Genomic DNA, 18947 nt, shown 5'->3' on the forward strand with positions numbered 1-18947 from the left:
GGAGGGGTTTTTGGGGTAGGAGAGGCGCCGCCCCCGGGTGGCCCCTCCCCCTGGCCGATCCGAACGGGGACCTGCACAGCGACCCGGGCTGGGGACGCGCTCTGCCCCGCACCGAGCGGGACTGACCCGGCGCGCATCCCGGGCCCGGTGCGGTTCCCATCGGCAGCGCTCACAACATCACGGGCCGCTGGCTGGGGCGTGTGGCAGGCTGGGAGTGCACGGCGGGCCCATGCACGAAGCCGATGCCCCGCCGGGCATTGAGCGCAGTCCTGTTCGCGGGCGGCCGATGGCGGGTGCGGCCCCGGCCGTACTGGTCTGCTTTGGCGGCGAGTTGGGCCGGTCAGTCCACCAGGTAGCTCTTCTCGCCGACCATGAGGGGCGCATCGGCGGGGCCCTTGATGTAGGGGCCGCGCCAGATCACGCGGTGTTCCTGGCTGCTGGGGTACCACTGGCGGACCTTGTGCATCCGCACGGGCCAGCGGTGGTGGTAGACCCGGCTCGTGGCGTCCTCGCCTTCCGGGGAGCGGGCGGCGGGAACGCGGTGGGTCAGCCGGATCACGCGGACATCAGGGTCGGCTGGCCTGTTGGTGTTCGCAGGTACGGCGCCCTGGCGGGGGGGGCCGTTGCGAGAGGGGGCCGGGGGCGAGGGTTCCCTGGGTGGTCAGTCGCCAGAAGGCGAACATGTAGCGCGCGGCGAAGTCGTCGTAGGTGTCCTCGATCCGGCCGCCCTCCCATATTCCGATCTCCGGGGCGGGCGCGGGCCGTGCAGCGCGGTTGAGGGCCTCATTGAGCTGGCGGTGCTGGCCGGTCAGCCACGCCCGCCCTTCGGTGCTCGCGTTGGCCAGGCACGCGTCCCCGCGCAGCCCGTACAGGCCGTCGGGGACGAAGGGGGGTAACGGGGTGCCGCTGGCGCGGGCCCGCAGGACGAGCTGACGCCAGTCGTCGGGCTGGACGGGGCCGTCGCGGTCCATGAAGGTCAGAAGCTGAACCCCGGGATACGCAGCGGTGGGGAACATCTGGTGCTGGGTGATGAACTGCCAGCCGTAGGCGATGGTGTCGGACAGGGTGCCGCCCCGGTTGACGACCACGACCGGCTCGGGCAGCACCAGCAGGCCGCTCGGCGTGATGAGGTCGCTGTCCCGGTTGAGGGTGGACACGTCGGAGGGTTCCAGCGTGGCCGCCGCCGCCATCACCGCGGCGTGCGCGGCCGGCGAGAGGATGTACACCTCGCCCTCATCCAGCACCTCGATGATCTCGCCGATCTGCCAGGCGGCTGCCTCGTGCGGGCCGAGCGGCCACGGCGGCTGCATGCCCAGCTTGCCCAGCGTCAGAGAGAACGCCTGGTCCGACCACAGGGGCGGCGGAACATCACTGTTGGCCAGAACCCGCATCCACTCCGCCGTCCGGTTCTGCACGTTCGACGCCTGCATCGCCTGGATCCACGGGTTGTTGTCGAGCAGCTCCCTGGTGGCCTTGCGCGCCCGGTGCGCCTCACGCGCCGCCCGGGCCGCTGTCCACACCCGCGACACTTCGCGGGCGCGCTGCTTGTGCCTGCTGTTCCTGCCCCGGCGCGCTTTCCCCACCCTGCCCCTCCCGTCAACGGCTGCTGCAGCACTCCGCGTGCTCCCAGTCGGCGCGTCGGGGCCTTGCACGGCGAGGCCGCTACTGGCCAGGGCGACACGATCCAGGGGCACTTCACCATGGTGCCAGCCAGCCGCTCCCCTCCACCGCCCCCGGGCCGGACATCGCGCCGCCGTCGCCACACCGGGCCGAGCGTACGCAGCGCGCCCGGTACTCACGGGCACACGGCGGTGTGGCAGGAGTCGCCCCCCGCTTCTTCCCGCCTCTTGTCGTCATACCCAGGGCCGGGCAGCACCAGCCTGTTCAGCAACACTTCGGCGTTCACGGCCGATTACCTCTGCAGTGTCCTCAGTGCGCGCTAGGCTCCGCCGCGCAAAAGCGAAGCGAGGAGGTCGGGGCGCCATGGCCAAGCGGAGCCTGTGGACAGCCCGGCAGCTGCCGGAGATTCGATCCGTTCTGGCCAACTGGCTGGCCGATCCAGGACCCCACGGCGGACAGACCGCCTGGTCGCATGACCTGGCACCAGAGGTGGCTGCCCAGGAGCGCGAGGAAGCACGGCGGTGGGCGCAGAGGCTGCGCACGGCCGATCTGTTCTTCGTCTCGGCCGAGGCGACACGGGTCGCGGTAGCGGCCGCACTACAGCTGGCCAACTACCAGCTGCACGAGGAGGATGTGCCCGCGCAATGCGGCCTGTTGGTGTGGGAGGAGCAGGCAACCGACACGTTCCCCGACGGGGAACACGTCGGCGCCCCCGTGGTCGCAGTCTCGTGGGCCGTCCGCGGCCGCGGCGTCCACCTGCGCCAGTGGGGTTCGCGGCAGGACTGGATGGCCTCAATGGCCAAAGGCGATCCCCGCACGGGCATGGCCGACATGACGGCGGCAGAGATCCGGACCATGCATCGTCTCTGCCCGCAGCCGCTCGTGTGCCTGGGCTCCGGAACACTGCCGTTCGGGAAGATGCCGGGATGGCTGGCCAAGACGCCAAGAGACACCAGCACGATGAGCCTGGCCGAAATCCAGGAGTTCGCGGGGTCCGCGACCCGCCACGAGCAGGCGGAGCGGACGCTGCTGGTCACATGGCTGCTTCAAGGACAGGTGCTGACGCAGGAGACGGAGGTAGCGGCGCCGAAGTCGGCAATGCGGCACGTGCGCAGGCTGCTGCCCGACGCGCCGACGGGAACGCGGTTCGTGCAACTGCGCCACAGCGCTTCCCGGGCCAGCGCGAAGCCGAAAGGCGCGAGGGCTGGCTACCGCCACCGGTGGGTGGTGCGCGGCCACTGGCGCAACCACTGGTACCCGTCGCGGCAGGCGCACCGGCCGATCTGGATCGACGGACATGTCAAAGGGCCAGACGGAGCCCCCCTGCTGGACCCGGATAAAACTGGTCAACGTCCTCGCGCGGTAGCTCCCTTGCCGCCCCGGCAGGCGCCACCGGGCGTCAGGGCTGGTGTGGGCGATCCGCCTGTTCCCGCGCATGTCGGTGAACCGCCGGTGCCCGGCGGCCGGGCGGAACCCGAATCGGTGCCGTGCCGTTGAACCGGTCATGGCGACGACTCATCTGCGGGCCTGCGACGTTCCCGAGGTCCGCCAGGGCCTGCTCCAGTGGGCCGACGACAACGTCGTACGCGGCCAGCGCGGCTCAGGAGCGGTTCAAGTCCACGGCTTCACCGACCCCCTGACAATGCAGGCGGCCGTGCACGGCGCGGAGCAGTTCTTCGTGAACGACCAGATGACGTGGCTGGCGCGCACCATGGGTGAGGAACTGCCGGTATGCGCGTTCGACGCCGACGACCTCCCCGACCCGGCCGGTTTCCTGCTGTGGTCGGACGATCCGAGCCCCGACACGCAGACGCTCGTCCGGCCGCGGGCCGTGCTGTGGTGCCGGGTCGGGATAACCCTGCGGGTCCTGGTCCTGGACGACGCCGGCCCCTACCGGCGAAGCCTGGAGGAACTCGGGAAGCAGGCTGAGCCGACCTGGGCCAAACAGATCAGGGGATCGCTCGCCGGTGACCTGTCCATCGGCTTCGGCGCGAGCATCGCGCCGAATGCGGAGACCGGCTGGGACGAGGTGAAACATGCCTGGTCGGTCGACAAGGACGGCCGCCCGGCAAAGGACAAATACGGCCTGGCCAGCGAGCAGATCGACAGCATCAACGAGGACCAGCTCCGGGTGATGCGCACCCTGCTCGCCACCCTGCTGCTGATCCGCCAGCCCGCCGACGCCCGGCGCGCCCTGTGGCAGGCCGAACAGGTACGGCCCGACGCGGCCGCGCGCAAGCGCCTGCGCCGGGCGGGTGCTGAACGCCCCGACGCCCCCGTCCGCTACATCACCCTGCGCCAGTCCATCCGCCCCGCCAACGACGACGGCGGTGCCCGCGACACCGCCGGGCGCATCTTCCGCCACCAGTGGTTCGTCAAAGCACACCGGCGCACCTACCCCGACAAGACCCACCCCACCGGCCAATCCCGCAAGTGGGTCGGCCCCTACCTCGTCACCCCCCAAGGATGCGAAGACGCCCCCATCCTGGGCAGGGAACGCGTCGTCAACGTCCTGCGCCGCTGAAGACCCGCCACCAGGCGGGCCCCTCGCTTCGCGCACCTTGGTCGAGGCCTGTGGTGACCAGGCCTTGCTCGCAGAGCGGTTGAAGCCAACCGAGCCGGTGGCCGCCCGGGCAAACCGAGGCATCGAGGAGACCCACGCGGTGGACCTGGCAGGGGGCGGGCGGCAGGGGGTTCAGCGGGCGTGGGTGACGCTGATCTGCTCGTCGGGGCAGCCCGTCAGTGTCTCGCCCAGGGCCGTCTGTTCGGCCGGGTCGATACTCAGGCCCCAGCGGATCTTGTCGGCCACCCAGTCGGTGACGTACTGGCAGCGGTAGTCCGCGGCCGGCGGCAGCCACGTGGAAGGGTCCTGGTCCGCTTTGCTGCGGTTGGACTTGGCCGAGACCGCGATCAGAGCGCGGTCGTCGCCGAGGTCGTTGGCGCAGGCCTCGCGCTCCTTCGCGCTCCAGGCGGAGGCGCCAGCTGGCGGGGAGTCCCAGGCCTCGGCCAGCGGCACCATGTGGTCGATGTCCAGAGCGCGCGGGTCGGTGACGGTGACGCCGTCGTAGTAGGAGAACCACTGACCCGCGGTGACCTTGCAGCTGACCGGCTCGATCCGCGACTCCGCGATCAGGACCTCTGCGCGGGTAGTACAGGAGTCGTGGTCGGCGTCGGTCCAGTGCTTGAAGCTGGTGCGCTGGTAGCCCTCCCGCGTTTCCGCGGCCACCGGTAGGGCCTGGACGCCCTCGGCCAGCGGCACAGTGAGTACGGCTGGCTCCGCGTCAGCGGCAGCGGCAGCGGAAACCGTGCCGACGGTGGTCAGGGGCAGGGACAGCAGGAACGCAGCGGCAACGCGCACGCAGGTATTGATCACCCACCGTTGATACCGGTGCCGCCCGCGCTCATGGGCCCGTACGCGGGCGGTGTCACCCGGGCGAGGCAAAGGTCATACCGCGCAGGGGATGGACCGCTCGGCGCCGTCGGAATGTGCTATCAAGCGTCGCTGGAATCTCGAGCCGCCGACGAACGCGAACGCGACCGGTTGCAGGACATCGCCGCCGCTGCGTCGGCGGCACCGTCACCTGCGCCTTGGCCCTGTAAGAACGCGAACGTCCCGGCTCGCGGCAGTCCGCGCGGTTCGCCTACGGATGAAAGGGCCGGCAGGCCGGCCCTTTCCGGTGTCTTCGTTTCCCGCCCGGGAGCCCGTTCGCGGCGGGGTGTCAGTCGTTGCGGTCGGTGGCTGCCGCGGGGGCGTCCGCGTCCACGGGGGTGGGGGCGGAGGGACGATCCGAGCGGCAGCGTTGTTTCTCAGCCGCGGTCATGGGGCCGGTGCGCTGGTAGATGCGGTCGGGTACCAGTGGTGACGGGCCGTCGGCGGTGACATGCAGGCGGATCTGCTTGTCGGGGTCGGCGGTGTCGCTGGTGAACCAGCCGTCGGTGCGTTGGCGGCCTGGCTGGGCTTCGATCCAGCTGGCTTCGCCGGCCTCGATGGTCTCGTGGATTTTCCGGTCCGAGGTGGTCGTCCAGCGCCACGGCTCGGGGGAGTTCGCGGCGATGCCGGCCTCGAACTGCTGGTTCAGATTGTCCTTGAGGTTGGGCAGGCGGTCGATGCCCGCCTGCTGGCTGAGGCTGTCGTAGGAGCGTCCGGTGAACCGCACCGGGCGATCGTGGCTGACGGTGTTGCGGGTGCAGTTGAGATAGGCCTCGCCGACGATGCGCGCCTTGTCGTAGTAGGTGTAGGAGTAGGTCGTGTCGACGGTGTAGGTGCAGTTGGTGCGGGTGCTGGCGCAGTGGTCTGCCGCTGTGCGCACGGTGATGCGCTCGTTGCCTTCGAAGGCTTCGGGGGCGGGCAGCCGGTTCTTGGCGACCGTCATGTTCACCGGGGGTGGTACGTGGGTGGCGCGGACCTTGGCGATGAGCGGGCCGCAGTCCCAGGTGCCGGTGGTCTGCGCGGAGGCGAAGGTGATCAGCGGCTCGTTCTCGTTTGCGGTGAAGGTGTAGGTGCGGCCGCGGTGCCACGTGGTGCTGCCCGGATCGGTGGTGAACCTCTGCTGCGGGCCGCCGGAGCCCTGGAGGGTATAGGGCTGCCCGCTTGCGAGCTGGGCGTCGGTGCACGCGCGGCTGCGGCCGCCGGCGTTGTCGTCGAAGGTGACGGTGACTGTGGCGCCGGTGCGTACGCCGCGCAGGCGCTGGCTGACGCTCTGGTCGGTGGCGCGCTTGTTGCGCAGCAGCAGGGCCGGCAGGTTGTCGGGGTGGGCGGCGTCCGAGGGCAGCAGCCGGTAGGGGTACTGAACTGTCCAGCCTGCCAGTTTGTCCCCGCTGCCGCTGGCGGTGAAGGACGGCTCGGTGAAGTCCGCGTTGATGACGGCGACGTTGCTGGGGCCGGGGTCCGCCGCGGCGGCCGTCGGCACGGCGGTGGCCACTGTGGCCAGCACGGTGGCAGTCAGGGCGGCGAGAGCCGTAGCGGTGAGGGGGCGGTGCCGTGCGGGCGCCCGCCCCGCTCGGTGCTGTGGCGATGGGGAGCGGGTCACTGGGTCTGCTGCGCCTTTCGTGCGAGATCAGCCGGGAGCGGTGTCAGGCCGTCCCCGGTGCCCGGTGCAGACTGGCGCTTGCCCGGATCCGAGGTGGAGCGTTGTGCCTGGGGAGATGGCAGGGAGCGGTCGGTGGAAGCAGCGGGCAGGGAGCGCTCGTCGCTGGCCGCGGTCCTGCCTGTGGGGCGCACCGGGTCGCACGTGTCGCCGGGGGCGGTGCTGGTCCGGGCGATGAATGAGCTGCTGTTGACGGTGGAGGGGCCGTCGACGATGACGTTTTTCACGTCGCCGCGCTTGGTCTTCAGCGTGCCGGAGATCCGCTCCATGGCCGCGCTGGCGCCGAACACCAGGATGTCTCCGCGTTTGACGGTCATCTGGTACTTCGTGGTCTCGGTGTGCTTGGTGGTCCAGGTCTTGGCGTAGTTGGCCTTGAACGCGGCGGAGAAGGTGGCCTGCAGGCCCATCTGGGCGCCCACCTTGCCGCCGGCGTTGGCGCCGGCCTTGGCGCCGACCTCGGCGTTGGGCCCTTCCTTCAGGTTGGGTGTCTTGGCGGTGGCATGGCCCTCGCCGTTCACCCCCGCCGAGACCTCTCCGGAGACGTTGATGTGGCCCTGGACGGCGACGGAGCCGGTGATCTCACCGCCGAGGTTGTCCTGGCTGCCGGTCTCCATCTGGATCGTGCGGTCGACGGTGATGTCGTTGCTGGTGCAGTTGATGACCGCGTTGCCCAGCGACCTCACGGTGCTGAAGAACTGCTGCGGCTCCGCCGCACGGTCCATCGTGAAGCTGCAGCCCGAAGGGGTGCTGGCGCAGTACCGCACGACCGGCTCGGCTGAGGCCATCGGCTTGTTGTTCTTGTCGAATGCCTGCGCCAGGGGGATGTCCGGGCGAGCCGCAGCCTGGTCGGCCTCGGCGGCTACCGCCCCGGACATGGGCACCAGCGCGGCCAGCACCAGCGCGGTCACGGGCAGCCGGCCGGCGCGCCGGATGCGGCGGCCTCGGGAGGCGGAGGACGCGTGGGAGGTTCGCAAGTTGTTCACTTCGCCATCAGCTCGCAGATGTCGGTGAGGGACTCGTCCTGGGCGGCGGAGGGCGGCAAGGTGGCGGCGAAGCCGTCGCAGGCGCCGTCCACCGCGGCATCGGCGTTGTTCTGCGGCTCGGGGTGGAAGTCCTTCAGCTTCTGCTGGGTGTCCTTGATGCCCTGACGCTCCTCCTTGCCCTCGCCGACGAGCTTGTTCATGCACTCCTTGGACTGCGCGGACTGCGGCGGGCAGGAATCGACCTGGGTCTGCACCTTGGCGATGTCGTCCTTGGCGGTCTTGGAGTCTTCGGTGACCTGCTTCCGCCCGGAGTCTGCCTCTTTCTCCCCCTTCTCGCGCTTGGCCTCCTGCTCTTTTTCCTTCTGCTCCTCCTTGCACTTCTTGTCGTCCTCGGCGCAGGCGGCGGGCGGCGCCGGATCGGCAGCCCCGGCTGCGGGGGCCGCGTAGAGGGCGCCGGCACACACGATGGCCGCGAGGGCCAGGACCCGGTGGATCCATGCGGTACGAACAGTCACGATGGGTTCCTTATCGAGGAAGGCGAGAGTCAGTACGCGAAGGTGTTGTTCGCGTTGCGGCCGGCAGCAAGGTGGTTCACGCCGCTGCCGGCGGGAAGCGCGGTGACTGGCTTGTTGGCGGTGGTTACCGTGCCGTCGCCCAGCTGGCCGGCGAGGTTGTAGCCCCAGGCGATGACGGACTGGTCCTCACGCAGGGCCACCGTGTGGAACTGCCCTGCGGCGATGTCCCGGACATGGGTGAGCCCGTCGATGAGAACGGGAGTGGTGCGGTTGACCTGCGTGCCGTCGCCCAGTTGGGATTCGGTGTTGCGGCCCCAGCCCTTGACGCTGCCGTCGGACAGAAGCGCAAAGTCGGAGTAGGCGCCGCTGAAGAGCTTCTCAACACCTTCCAGGTGCTTCGCATCGACCGGTGCGCTGCTGTCGACGGTGATGCTGCTGTCATTGCCGAGCTGACCGACGCTGTTGTCGCCCCACGTCTTGACGGTGTGGCCGGCGGTAAGCACAGCGGCATGAAAGGCCCCCGGTGCGAGCGCGACCACCTCGTCGACGCCGGGCACCTGCTGCGGGGTATTGCGGTTCACTGTGCCGCCGATGCCCAGCTGGCCGTTGTCGTTGCTGCCCCAGGCCCATACCGTGCCGTCCTGGCGCAGCGCCATGCTGAAGTTGCACCCGGCCGCGATGGCCTTGACCTTGTCCAGGCCCTGCACGGCGACAGGCTTGCCGGAGCCGGTGTCCTTGGTGCTGGTGGTGCCGTCGCCCAGCTGGCCGCTGTCGTTACGGCCCCAGGCCCACACCCGCCCGTCCTTCAACGCCAGCGCGTGATTGCAGCCCACAGCGAGGGACTTGACTGCGTTCAGGGCCATGACCGTGGCGGGGAAGGAGCGGGCCTTGACGGCGCCGTCACCGAGCTGCCCGTAGGTGTTGTCGCCCCAGGACTTGAGCGTGCCGCTCTTCAGCAGCGCCACCGCGAACGGCCCGGTGGCTCCGTTCCCTCCGGCCTCCAGTTGCTTCACGTCCTGGCGCGCCAGCCCCTGGACAGGTCCTGGGGTGTGCAGTTCGACGGTCGAGCCGTTGCCCAGCTCACCGGAAGCGTTCTGCCCCCAGCTGTACACCCAGGGATCGGGCGCACCGGTGTCGGCCGCCGCGGGCACGGCAGCGCCCACGAGTGTCGCGAGGAGCACGGCAGCAGCGGCCGCCGTGCCGCCGGTGCCGCGCAGCCCACGCCGGGCACGAAGAGTCTTGTGGTTCGTCTTCATTCGGGGGGGTACCTTTCGTGAGCGCTCAGTAGGCGTAGCTGGAGTTGCCCGCCAGTGACGCGGCGACGTGGTGGAAGTCGCCGCGCACCGCTGTCACCGGTGTGAAGCGGTCGACATTCGTGCCGTTGCCGAGCTGGCCCTCGCCGTTGGCGCCCCAGGCGACGACCCTGTTGGCGAGGACGGCGAGGTTGTGGTTGCGGCCGGCGGCCAGCTCGCTGGCTCCCGCGAGCGCATCGATTGGTACGGGTGTGTTGCGGTTGGTGCGGGTGGCGTCGGGCTCGCTGGTCGCGTCGGATTCCAGGAACTGCCCGAAGCGGTTGCTTCCCCAGCCGTAGACCGTCTTGTCGTTACGGATCGCGAAGGTGTGATCCGCGCCGGCGGTGATGCGGTTGATGTCCCGCAAGCCTCGAGTCCTTACCGGTTCGGCGCTGCTGGTCTTGGATGTGCCGTCGCCCAGCTGGCCCTGAAGGTTCTCGCCCCAGGCCCATACGGTGCCGCCTTCGGTGCGAGCCACACCGTGGTGGCAGCCCGCCGCGACCTCGGCGATGTCGCTCAGGCCCCTGACCTCCTGGGGCACGTCCTGGGAGGAGCGGCCACCGGTGCCGAGCTGCCCGCGCTCACCGCTGCCCCACGACCACACGGTGCCGTCCTCCATCAGCGCCAGGCTGAAATCACAACCCGCGGCCACCTGCCGGGCCTGGGAGATGTTCGGCACCCGCACCGGGATCGTGCTGTCGTCACCGGATCGGTTGTTGCCCAGCTGGCCGTCCCCGTTCTCACCCCAAGACCACACCCGGCCCTTGCTGACCGCCAGCGCGTGCGCGCCGCCCGCCGCCACGTCATCGACGTCCTGCAGCCCGGCCACCACATCGGGAGTGGCCCGGTCGTGACGGGAGCCGTTGCCCAACTGCCCGGCGGAGTCATGACCCCAGGCGCGTACCGTCTTGTCCTCCAGCCGGGCCACCGCGAACGAGGTGTCGCTTCCCGTACCGCCCGCGGAGATCTCCTCCACCTCCGCCCGGTTCAACCCGGTCACCGGCCCCGGCGACCAGCGGTCCCCGCTGCCCGCATCCCCCAACTGGCCCGCGTCACCCGCCCCCCACGTCATGATCTCGGGCCCCGAAGCGGCCTGTACTGCTCCCGCGGCCGTCGGCCCGGCCAGCACGGCCAGCCCCGCAACGGCCGCCAGTGCCGCCCACCGCGCCCTGTGCCGTTTACCTGCCCCTGTACGCAATGCACTCGCCCTCTCCCTGGAAAACGGCATGCCGGACAACGCCATCTCGGCAGCACACAACGCGGTTTGAGCCGCATATGCGCTCGGCACAGGCAGGAGTCTTGGGCCGATTCGCCCCGGACATGCGCGTTGCAGCGAAATGACCACCCCATGCGGTGGATCAATCACCCTGGAGAGTTACGCATTGTATCCAGGAGCCTACTTATGGTGATATACCGACGTCAGCCCAGTCCCGCCGGACGATGCGCTGGCACGCATTTCCGGAACCGAGCCCGCCGATCCACCGACGGGCTGGCGCGGCGGCCCGCCGACGCGCAACCAGGGCGAGCGCGCCCTGACCCCCGGCTGCGTCCGCGCCGCCCATCCCGCCCTCCCACTCCTCAACTCCAGCCAGGGACATGGGCAAGAGCGGCCACAACGGGGATGTCAGCACCTCGACCACGCTCGTACGCCCGTGGGACCTGGGCGAACTCCAGGACGCTGAGAAGGCTCGCGCAGCATCTACCGCAGCACCCAGTGCAACACCCTGGCGCAACGTCTACCGCAACAGATGCCGCAACCCCTGTGGCCCTTCTCGGTCGGGTGAAGCCCGCCGCATCGCAGAACCTTCGGGCTCGCCGACGCGTAGCAGGCAGCAGATCAATGAGTCTTCGCCATCTTCGAACATGCAGGTCGGAGGCTCTGGCGTGGCGCTCGCTCGGGATACTCATGCTGATCTCGGGCGGGAGTCTGCGGTCTTGATCATCCGTCATGTCATCGGTCGAGGCTGAGCCGCTCGCGGCGACGCGGCCCGAAGGGCACATCAGGCCCCAGCGTCATCTCCCGGTGCGGTACGTCTCGCGGCCCACGGCCGGCGACGGCGTCCGCGAGGGGCGCAGCCAGGTCTCCGTTGTATGTAGTGTGCGGAAATGACAAGAAGCGAGGGACTCGCGGACCAGTTGGACTGGTACTGGAGCAAGAACCTGCGGCCACGGCTGGAGGGTCTTACCGACGAGGAGTACTTCTGGGAGCCGGTGCGCGGCTGCTGGAGCATCCGCCCAGGTGGCACGTCGGCCGCACCGATGTCGGAAGGTTCGGGGGAATGGACGATGGACTTCGCGTCCCCTGCCCCGGTGCCTGCGCCGGTGACCACGATTGCCTGGCGGCTGGCGCACATCATCGTCTCCTGCCTGGGCTATCGGGTCGGATGGTACTTCGGCGGCCAGGACGTCGAGTCCCAGGCATTCGCCTACGCGGGGACCGCTGACGAGGCGCTAAAACAGCTCGATGAGATGTACGGGAGATGGAATGCGGGGGTCCGCGAGCTCTCGGACGCTGACCTGGACAATCCGCCCACGGTGGGTCCCGAGCGGTTTCCCATGGAGAACAGGGTCCTGCACGTCAACAGGGAGCTGATTCATCACGGCGCCGAGATTTCCCTGCTGCGCGACCTCTACCGCTGGCAGGACGGAGCCGTACCGCGCCGAATATGACTGATCGTCTGTCAGCGTGAGAGCTCGAGGTTCGAGAGGACCAGGAGAGCTCGCAGGAGGTCGGTGGCGCGAGCGGGGTCGGTGCGGAGTTTGGTGAGGATGCGCCAGGTCTTGAGGTGCGCGAAGCCGTGTTCGACGGGAGCACGTGCGGCGGCCAGGACGCGGTTGGCCTGCTTCTCGCCGGGGGTGAGCTTGCTGGCGCGGGTGGCCTTGTAGCCGGTGACGATCACCGGGTCGTCGCTGTCGTCGGTGAGGCCGAGGAAGCCGAGGTCGGCCAGGGCGCCGAGGCCGGCCGCGCGCAGGTGGGTGAGGATGTGGTCGCGGCGGGCGGCGGCGATGTCGTGGGTGCGGCCGGGGCGGGCCGCGGAGATCCAGATCAGGCGGCCGTTCTCGTCGGTGAGGGCGAGGAAGTGCAGGCCGTGACGGCGGTGTTTGCCGGAGTAGTTGGGCCGGTTCGCGGCGCCGGTGCGGCGGACGGTGGGGATCAGGGTGCCGTCGATGAGGATGACCTCGCCACCCCGTTTCGCGATCTTCTTGCATGCACGGTCCATGCGGGGTGCGCGGGCGGCGAGCAGGGGATATCAGCTCGTCGCGCCAGCGGCGCACGGTGGTGTCGCCGGCCCGGCGGCGGCATGGACGCCTCGGTTCTGGTCTTCGCCGACATGAACGCCGTGGTCGACACCTTCCGCCAGCTGCCCAAGCTGGACGGCGGGGCCATGGCGAGCAAGCAGCGCGGCGCCCTGCTGTCGTTCTTCTTCAAGATCCTCGACTACAACCGGGCCGCCGGTCACCTGGACGGCATGTCCGCGAGCTTCGCGAGGCACTCCAGCCACGTCATCAAGGGCGAGGAAGTCGACGAGGATGAGGCCGGCAAGGCCCTGCCGGAGTCCGTCATCGCCCAGCTCGACGATTACGTGGACCGGTTGGGGCAGGGCATGACACACGGGAAGATGACGCCCGAGCAGGTCCGCGCCATGGCCCGCGCGATCTACGAGCTGCTGCGGGACACCGGTCGGCGCCCGTACGAGATCGCCGAGCTGAGGACGAACTGCCTCGAACACGCGGATGGCGAATGGCTGTTGATCTGGGACAACCGCAAGGGCCGCCGCCTGAACCGGCGCCTGGAGCTCGAACACGACACCGTGGAGACCATCCGCACCTGGCGGGCCGTGCGCGACACGCTCGACCTGCCCACGGGCAGCGAAGGGTTTCTGTTCCCGCCGGCTGGTGAGAACGGCATCATCCGGCACCTGCTGCCCGAGCAGATCGCGGCGATGATCCGCAAGTGGGCCGACAGCGTCCCTGTCCTGCTGTCCGAGGAGTTCGGCAAGGAAGGCGGCCGATTGCCGTTCGACCGCTCTCTCATCTACCCGTACGCCTTCCGCCACTCGTTCTGCCAGCGGTACGCGGACGCCGGGGTGCGTATCGAGGTCCTGCGGGAGCTGATGGACCACAAATCCACGCAAACCACACAGCGGTACTACAAGATCAGTCACAAGCGGAAACGGGAGGCGGTCAACGTGATGCGCCTGCACACCGTGGACCGCAGGGGCAAGTCCGCGCCGATGGCGTCCGCTACCGCGTACGAGGCCCGCTCGGTGGCGGTGCCGTTCGGCAACTGTACCGAACCCTCCAACGTCAAGGCGGGCGGAAAAGCATGCCCGATCCGCTTCCAGTGCGCCGCCTGCCCCTCGTACAGGCCCGATCCGTCCTATCTGCCCGCCATCGAGGACCACATCCGCTCACTCAAGGCCGACAAGGAGATGGCGGTCATGATGGAGACGGACGAGTTCGTGGTGAAGAACCTGGACGACCAGATCGCGGCCTTCAAGGGAACCGCCGAGACGATGCGGAAGCTGGTGGAAGCCATGAGCCCAAGTGAGCGCGGCGAGATCGAGGAAGCGTCGGCCGTCCTGCGCAAGGTCCGGGCAGCCCAGGGCCACGGCTCCGTATCGCTGGGCATGCCCGGCTTGCCCAGCCAGCGCGGCGGGAGCACGGCATGAGCGAGGCGAAACGCACCCCCGGCGACGTCCTGCGCGCCAGTCGCAAGAAGGACAGCCAGTCCAAGCGGGCCAAGGTGCTGGCCACGGTGGACGCGATGAAAGCCAAGGGCGAGCCGGTCACCTTCCTCGCCGTCGCCCGTGCCTCCGGGGTGTCCCGGTGGCTCGTCTACGCCGAAGGCGTCCGCGAGCACATCGAGGCCGCCATGAAGAGCCAGACCCAGTCCGAGCGCCGCACGAAGCAGGCCGGAAGGGATGCCTCCGCGGCGAGCCTGGCCACCGACCTGGCCCTGGTCCGCGAGGAGAACAAGGCCCTGCGCGACGAGCGTGACCGCCTCAAGAAGGCCGTCCAGCGCTCGCTGGGCGCCCAACTCGACCAGGCCGGGACCAAGGAGCTGACCGAGCGGGTCAACGAGCTCCTGGCTGCTGTGGAACGGATCACCCTGGAACGCGATCAGATACGCACCGAACGGGATGAACTGAAGCGCAAACTCACCGAGACCGAGGACGACTTGGCCGCCGCCCGCGAAGCGGGCAAGCGGATGCTCAAGCAGATCAACCGCGCCTGACGTCGGTGCGACGCTGAACGGCCCGGCGGCTGTCGCCGCCGGGCCGTTCAGTACATCGTTTCAGGCCGAGGCGGCGGACTCGGACCGGTGCGCGGTCAGGTCGGCGATCTGGGCCTCCAGGTCGGCGATCCGCTCGGCCTGGCGCCGGATAGTGCCCTGTGCATGGAAGACCTTGCTGCCCAGGCCCTCCACGCCGCTGACGGTCTTCATACAGCCCTCGGCGGCATCGGCCATCTGCCCGAACGCCTCGGGCTCGATGCTGTTCGGGTTGTTGGCCTCGAACGTGCAGGCCCGGTGCATGTCGCCCATGTAGGCCACGGCCTTGCGGCAGGCCAGCAGGGCATCCCGGGCGCCGAACTCGTCGCCCTGGCCGCTCTTGTGGAAGCGGGTCACCCTCGCCCCGCGCCGCAGCGGGTCGCGGGAGGGCATGAACTGCTCCAGGCGGTGGCCGAGTTCGTGGGCAGCGGCCCTGGACCGGGGCACCGCCCGCCGCAGGCGGGGGGTGTCGGGGATGCCGGTGCCGCGGGCGATGTCCGCGTAGGACAACTCGCGGCCGGCGTTGTGGCCCAGCCACAACAGCACGTCGATCACGTCCTGTTCGGCCGGGGAAGGGGTGTCGCTGTCACGCCTGGGGCTCATCCCAGCTTCCTCTCGCTCTCGTCCAAGAACGCCTGCAGAGCGTCGTCGTTCAGCGCGGTATAAGGGCTGGCGGCCAGATCACTGATGAACGCCAGTGCCGCCTTCGAGGCCTCGCACAGCTCCACGATGGCCCGGCTCCTCTCGCCCGTGAACTGCACCTGGTTGCCCTGCAGCAGCGACAACGCCCGCAGCGTGCCCAGGCGGACCTCGGCCATCTCGGTGAACACCTGCAGGGCCACATCCGGCTCGGACCTGTGCCGGGAGGCACGTACGGCCCGCAGAGCGGCCTCGCTCTCCGCCTCATCGTCCGCAGGCTCTGCTGACGCCTGCTCCAGATCGAACTCGCGGTCACGTTGCTGACCGACCTCACGCGATGCTGCCCGGTCTCCACCGTCCGCCTGCACCTGGCGCCGCTCGAACTCCGCAATGCCCTTCTGGGCCGCGATGCGGGCCGCGGGGTCAGCCACGACCGCCGTGGTCAGCGCCCCTGAGTGCCCGGCGATGAAGACGGGACTGGCGGGTTTCACCCCGGCTCGTTCTGCCTCGGCTTCGATGGCCTGACGGCGCTGCTGGTTGAGATTCGACCCCTCCCAGCTGCGGTAATACCCCCCTTCGCCGAAGAACGGGACAGTGTCCGCGTCGGGAAGCTCCACAGCCGTGCTCGGCGTCAGCTCCGCGGCGGGAGGAACGATGCCGTCCGCAGCGGCACGCTCCCATGCGCGGAGGATCGCCATGACCCGCTTGTGGCTGGACTTGGACCGACGGGCGAACTCCCGAGCACTGATGCGCCGGAAGGTGGTTCGGCCGAACCACCTGGACTGATATTCGGTCCGTACTCCGTCGCCCTCGCCGGGCTCGACGCGGCGGGCGATCAGCAGAGCACGGGCCCAGCCGCCCTTCTTGTCGTGCGTGGAAAACTCCTGGATATCGGCGTTGAGGCTGTCCTCACCGTCATCGGTGACCGGCTCCATCACACCGCCACCAGGTCCCGGGCCGAGGCCCGCTCGGAGGCGGCCCCGGCCGCCTGGTCGTCGAGCTTGACCCTGATCCAGGTGGCGAGGACTTCCACCGTGCCGAGGACCTGCTTGCACGCGGCCCGCTGTTCGTCGCTGAACGTCACGGCGACCGACGGCGGGTAGCGGTGCATGAGGCCGGTGGCCTGGTCCCGCAGCCGCACCAGGTCCCTGGACAGGACATGGCCCTTGTCGGGCTTGATGCCGCAGCCGGGACCGCGCATCTCGCGCTCGCGGCGGCGCTTGTCGTCCATGACCCGCTTGACGGCATCGTGCATCTCGCCCTCCTTCTCCACCAGGTCGCGAAGTTCCTTGTCACGCTCCTGAGGAGTCAGAGAGCCGAGGTAGTCGGCCAAAGTCGTGCTGCTGGCGGGGTCCAGCAGGTCCTGCAGAGCCGGCCCGATGCCCAGGGCACGTTGGTACTGGGATACGGAGATTCGGCCAGCTTCCGCCTCGCGCGCTTCCTCCAGCAGCGACCGCAGTGTGCTGTAGCCCTCGTCGTACGGCTTCCCGGACGGAGCCAGGCGGGCGCCTTCCCGCAACACGCTGTAGCAGACGTGGACGCCTCTGTCGGCCACGAGCTGCCGCACGGGCGGGGTGCACATGCGGGCGGTGTGCCGGTACTGGCGGGCCGTGCGCGGGTTCAAGCCGATCTCGGCGCAGTACCGCTCGAAGACGCCGTCCTGGCCCGAGGCCGTGACGGCCAGCAGCTTGTCGCCGATCACCAGCCGGTTCTCGCGGCCGTCATCCATCAGCCGCCGGCCCTCGCGCCCGTCCTGATCTGTGTAGCTCATACGGATGTCCCATCGCAGTCAGTTCGACGGGCGCGCAGTGTAATCAGACGACAACTCAGAATTATGTGCTCAACGTGCGGCGGATGGAGCTGAGTTGACGCCTTGGGCCTGTGGTCTGCCGGGCAGGGGCGTCACTGCGTTCCGCGGGGTCACCCGTGAGGGCGGCGGTTATACCTGTCGTCTGGCTCGGTAGCGGTGGGGGCGGCTGTGCTGTCGTGACCGGTCAACGGTGGCCGCGGGAGCCGGTCGCTAGCGATGCCGGCACCCCTGGCTGCCGCCAGGGTGGGATCTCGTCGTGCTTTGGTTCTCCGCTGGGCAGGGACAGCAGCAGTCCGAGGGGGTACAGGCGGCTGAGGCGGATGACGGCTGCGGCGACCCCGGAGAGCACGAAGACAGCGATCAGGTGCCAGGCGATGCCGAGCGCGATGCAGGCGAATGCGAGGCCCACGACGCCGGCCAGCAGGAGGACCAGACCGCAGGTGGTGACCAGCAGCCTCCGTAGGCGTTTCTTGCGGTCGCGTGTTTGTTCCCAGGTGGCGTCGGAGCGGGTCAGGATGTCGATGAGGGCTTTGGCGTAGACCACGTTGAGGAATTGGTCGAAGAGTACTTCCGGCACGATTGCGACGGCGAGCAGCAGGGCCTTCCATCCGCCGCGTTTGGCTGCCCAGACGCGTTCGAAGGCCGCGATGCTGGTGATCGCGACCCAGAACCATGGCAGTCCGGGGAATCCCTTGGTGACGGTGTAGTACAGCAGGACGGTGAGGAAGAAGGGGACGAAGGCCACGCTGAGATAGGTGAGCGCCTGCCGGCACACGTAGGGCAGTGTGACGCGGGTGAGGCCGTAGGCCCTGAGGTTGTCCAGGGCGCCGCGTTGCCACCGCAGCCGCTGGTAGTAGAGCCGGGACCAGGTGGGCATGAGTTCGGTGCCCACGACGCAGGCGCACGGGGACACACAGCGGTATCCGAGGTGTTTGAGTGCGAGGGTCAGTTCGTTGTCCTCGGTCAGCGATTCCACGTCGTAGACGGCGTCCCCCCTGGGCAGGCTGCTCTGGGTGCGGGCTCGGTGGACGTGGCGCAGGGCCTTGACCGGGTAGAGGGAGGCTGTGCCGGTCAGGACGTCGGCGCGGCCGTGGCGGCGGTGGAGTTCGCGTGCGTAGCGCACGTACTCGTTGTTCTGGAGGTGGCAGACCAGTCGGCGTAGGGGGTAGCCGAAGAAGACGGCGCCCACGCCGCCGATGGGTGGGAGGCCGGGTTCCTGCTCGTGCAGGCGGCGGGCTGCCCGGGCGATGAACTCGGGGGACAATGAGGTGTCGGAGTCCATGATCATGACGGCGTCGTCGTCGGACAGCCGTGGCAGTAGTTCGTCCAGGACCTGGTTGAGCGCGCCTGCCTTGGCCTGCGTGTTCGCAACCGTTTCAACGACCTTCGCGCCGTGGGCTGTGCTGATCTGAGCGGTGCGGTCGGTGCATCGGTCGGCGACCACGATGACCTCGTCCACGGGCCTGGTCTGGGCAGCGAGCGACTCGAGGGTCTCGGCGATGAGCGCTTCCTCGTTGTGCGCGGGCACCAGCACAACAATTCGTCCCGGCCCGGCACCGCGAAGGTCGGGTACGTGTCCGGGCAGGGTCAGGCCCTTGGAGGTCAGGTCTCTGCGCTGACGTACGAACGCAGGCCCCCAAGCCTCTTCGCGCGTCTGCCCCCGCGTCGGACGGCCCACCAATGGCACCTCAGCATCCTGTAGCGCCCATCGGCCAGCAGGAAGTTC

Annotated in this window: 18 protein-coding genes; 5 read left to right on the forward strand and 13 right to left on the reverse strand. The window is 69.3% G+C overall.

What is annotated here, in order from left to right; all coding sequences use genetic code 11:
• Positions 1-340 precede the first annotated feature (340 nt).
• Positions 341-559: a hypothetical protein gene (locus tag ACZ499_RS37050; protein ID WP_468681199.1), complete on the reverse strand. Its 219-nt coding sequence runs from the start codon at positions 557-559 to the stop codon at positions 341-343.
• 7 nt (positions 560-566) lie between these two features.
• The gene (locus tag ACZ499_RS37055) at positions 567-1583 is read right to left on the reverse strand and encodes a hypothetical protein (RefSeq protein WP_468681201.1); all 1017 of its coding nucleotides are present in this window, start codon (positions 1581-1583) and stop codon (positions 567-569) included.
• Between the two features lie 400 nt (positions 1584-1983).
• Here ACZ499_RS37055 and ACZ499_RS37060 point away from each other — a divergent pair, with 400 nt between their 5' ends.
• The gene (locus ACZ499_RS37060; protein ID WP_468681203.1) at positions 1984-3117 is read left to right on the forward strand and encodes a hypothetical protein; all 1134 of its coding nucleotides are present in this window, start codon (positions 1984-1986) and stop codon (positions 3115-3117) included.
• Between the two features lie 7 nt (positions 3118-3124).
• A complete protein-coding gene (locus tag ACZ499_RS37065) occupies positions 3125-4144 on the forward strand; it encodes a hypothetical protein (RefSeq protein ID WP_468681205.1) in 1020 nt (339 codons plus the stop codon).
• A 171-nt stretch (positions 4145-4315) separates the two neighbouring features.
• On the opposite strand, the gene ACZ499_RS37070 is transcribed toward ACZ499_RS37065, so the two are convergent.
• The 6 genes from ACZ499_RS37070 to ACZ499_RS37095 form a co-directional block, all read right to left on the reverse strand.
• On the reverse strand, positions 4316-4978 hold the full coding sequence (locus ACZ499_RS37070; RefSeq protein ID WP_468681207.1) for an HNH endonuclease family protein: 663 nt from the start codon (positions 4976-4978) through the stop codon (positions 4316-4318).
• A 361-nt stretch (positions 4979-5339) separates the two neighbouring features.
• Positions 5340-6554, reverse strand: a complete 1215-nt coding sequence (locus ACZ499_RS37075; RefSeq protein ID WP_468681209.1) for a hypothetical protein — start codon at positions 6552-6554, stop codon at positions 5340-5342.
• A 92-nt stretch (positions 6555-6646) separates the two neighbouring features.
• Positions 6647-7690: a hypothetical protein gene (locus tag ACZ499_RS37080; protein WP_468681211.1), complete on the reverse strand. Its 1044-nt coding sequence runs from the start codon at positions 7688-7690 to the stop codon at positions 6647-6649.
• The gene (locus ACZ499_RS37085; protein ID WP_468681213.1) at positions 7687-8205 is read right to left on the reverse strand and encodes a hypothetical protein; all 519 of its coding nucleotides are present in this window, start codon (positions 8203-8205) and stop codon (positions 7687-7689) included. Before ACZ499_RS37085 ends, ACZ499_RS37080 begins: the two co-directional genes overlap by 4 nt.
• A gap of 29 nt (positions 8206-8234) precedes the next feature.
• Positions 8235-9461, reverse strand: a complete 1227-nt coding sequence (locus tag ACZ499_RS37090; RefSeq protein WP_468681215.1) for an RCC1 domain-containing protein — start codon at positions 9459-9461, stop codon at positions 8235-8237.
• Between the two features lie 25 nt (positions 9462-9486).
• Positions 9487-10569 carry an RCC1 domain-containing protein gene (locus tag ACZ499_RS37095; RefSeq protein WP_468681217.1) on the reverse strand — a complete coding sequence of 361 codons (1083 nt, stop codon included), beginning with the start codon at positions 10567-10569 and terminating at the stop codon, positions 9487-9489.
• A 1034-nt stretch (positions 10570-11603) separates the two neighbouring features.
• On the opposite strand from ACZ499_RS37095, the gene ACZ499_RS37100 reads away from it, so the two are divergent.
• Positions 11604-12167, forward strand: coding sequence for a DinB family protein (locus ACZ499_RS37100; RefSeq protein WP_468681219.1), 564 nt, complete (start codon positions 11604-11606; stop codon positions 12165-12167).
• 11 nt (positions 12168-12178) lie between these two features.
• Here ACZ499_RS37100 and ACZ499_RS37105 read toward each other — a convergent pair whose 3' ends face one another.
• Positions 12179-12718 carry a transposase family protein gene (locus tag ACZ499_RS37105; RefSeq protein ID WP_468681221.1) on the reverse strand — a complete coding sequence of 180 codons (540 nt, stop codon included), beginning with the start codon at positions 12716-12718 and terminating at the stop codon, positions 12179-12181.
• Positions 12719-12799: 81 nt separating this feature from the next.
• Here ACZ499_RS37105 and ACZ499_RS37110 point away from each other — a divergent pair, with 81 nt between their 5' ends.
• Together ACZ499_RS37110 and ACZ499_RS37115 are read left to right on the forward strand one after the other, a co-directional pair.
• Positions 12800-14170: a tyrosine-type recombinase/integrase gene (locus ACZ499_RS37110; RefSeq protein WP_468681223.1), complete on the forward strand. Its 1371-nt coding sequence runs from the start codon at positions 12800-12802 to the stop codon at positions 14168-14170.
• Positions 14167-14736, forward strand: a complete 570-nt coding sequence (locus ACZ499_RS37115; RefSeq protein WP_468681225.1) for a DUF6262 family protein — start codon at positions 14167-14169, stop codon at positions 14734-14736. The genes ACZ499_RS37110 and ACZ499_RS37115 overlap by 4 nt, the downstream gene beginning before the upstream one ends.
• Before the next feature lie 60 nt (positions 14737-14796).
• Here ACZ499_RS37115 and ACZ499_RS37120 read toward each other — a convergent pair whose 3' ends face one another.
• From ACZ499_RS37120 to ACZ499_RS37135, 4 genes are all read right to left on the reverse strand, one after another.
• Positions 14797-15375 (reverse strand): hypothetical protein, encoded by a 579-nt coding sequence (locus tag ACZ499_RS37120; RefSeq protein ID WP_468681227.1) that lies wholly within the window; start codon positions 15373-15375, stop codon positions 14797-14799.
• Positions 15372-16346, reverse strand: a complete 975-nt coding sequence (locus tag ACZ499_RS37125) for a hypothetical protein (RefSeq protein ID WP_468681229.1) — start codon at positions 16344-16346, stop codon at positions 15372-15374. The genes ACZ499_RS37120 and ACZ499_RS37125 overlap by 4 nt, the downstream gene beginning before the upstream one ends.
• On the reverse strand, positions 16346-17182 hold the full coding sequence (locus tag ACZ499_RS37130) for a hypothetical protein (RefSeq protein ID WP_468681231.1): 837 nt from the start codon (positions 17180-17182) through the stop codon (positions 16346-16348). The genes ACZ499_RS37125 and ACZ499_RS37130 overlap by 1 nt, the downstream gene beginning before the upstream one ends.
• Positions 17183-17405: 223 nt before the next feature.
• A complete protein-coding gene (locus tag ACZ499_RS37135) occupies positions 17406-18908 on the reverse strand; it encodes a glycosyltransferase family 2 protein (protein ID WP_468681233.1) in 1503 nt (500 codons plus the stop codon).
• Positions 18909-18947 lie beyond the last annotated feature (39 nt).

Source organism: Streptomyces sp. NPDC031265 (assembly GCF_055570295.1).

Coding starts and splice junctions, on each gene's coding strand:
- ACZ499_RS37060 (WP_468681203.1), top strand. CDS start 1,984: ATGGCCAAGCGGAGCCTGTGGACAGCCCGGCAGCTGCCGGAGATTCGA.
- ACZ499_RS37065 (WP_468681205.1), top strand. CDS start 3,125: ATGGCGACGACTCATCTGCGGGCCTGCGACGTTCCCGAGGTCCGCCAG.
- ACZ499_RS37090 (WP_468681215.1), bottom strand. CDS start 9,461: ATGAAGACGAACCACAAGACTCTTCGTGCCCGGCGTGGGCTGCGCGGC.
- ACZ499_RS37095 (WP_468681217.1), bottom strand. CDS start 10,569: ATGACGTGGGGGGCGGGTGACGCGGGCCAGTTGGGGGATGCGGGCAGC.
- ACZ499_RS37100 (WP_468681219.1), top strand. CDS start 11,604: ATGACAAGAAGCGAGGGACTCGCGGACCAGTTGGACTGGTACTGGAGC.
- ACZ499_RS37105 (WP_468681221.1), bottom strand. CDS start 12,718: ATGGACCGTGCATGCAAGAAGATCGCGAAACGGGGTGGCGAGGTCATC.
- ACZ499_RS37110 (WP_468681223.1), top strand. CDS start 12,800: ATGGACGCCTCGGTTCTGGTCTTCGCCGACATGAACGCCGTGGTCGAC.
- ACZ499_RS37115 (WP_468681225.1), top strand. CDS start 14,167: ATGAGCGAGGCGAAACGCACCCCCGGCGACGTCCTGCGCGCCAGTCGC.
- ACZ499_RS37120 (WP_468681227.1), bottom strand. CDS start 15,375: ATGAGCCCCAGGCGTGACAGCGACACCCCTTCCCCGGCCGAACAGGAC.
- ACZ499_RS37125 (WP_468681229.1), bottom strand. CDS start 16,346: ATGGAGCCGGTCACCGATGACGGTGAGGACAGCCTCAACGCCGATATC.
- ACZ499_RS37130 (WP_468681231.1), bottom strand. CDS start 17,182: ATGAGCTACACAGATCAGGACGGGCGCGAGGGCCGGCGGCTGATGGAT.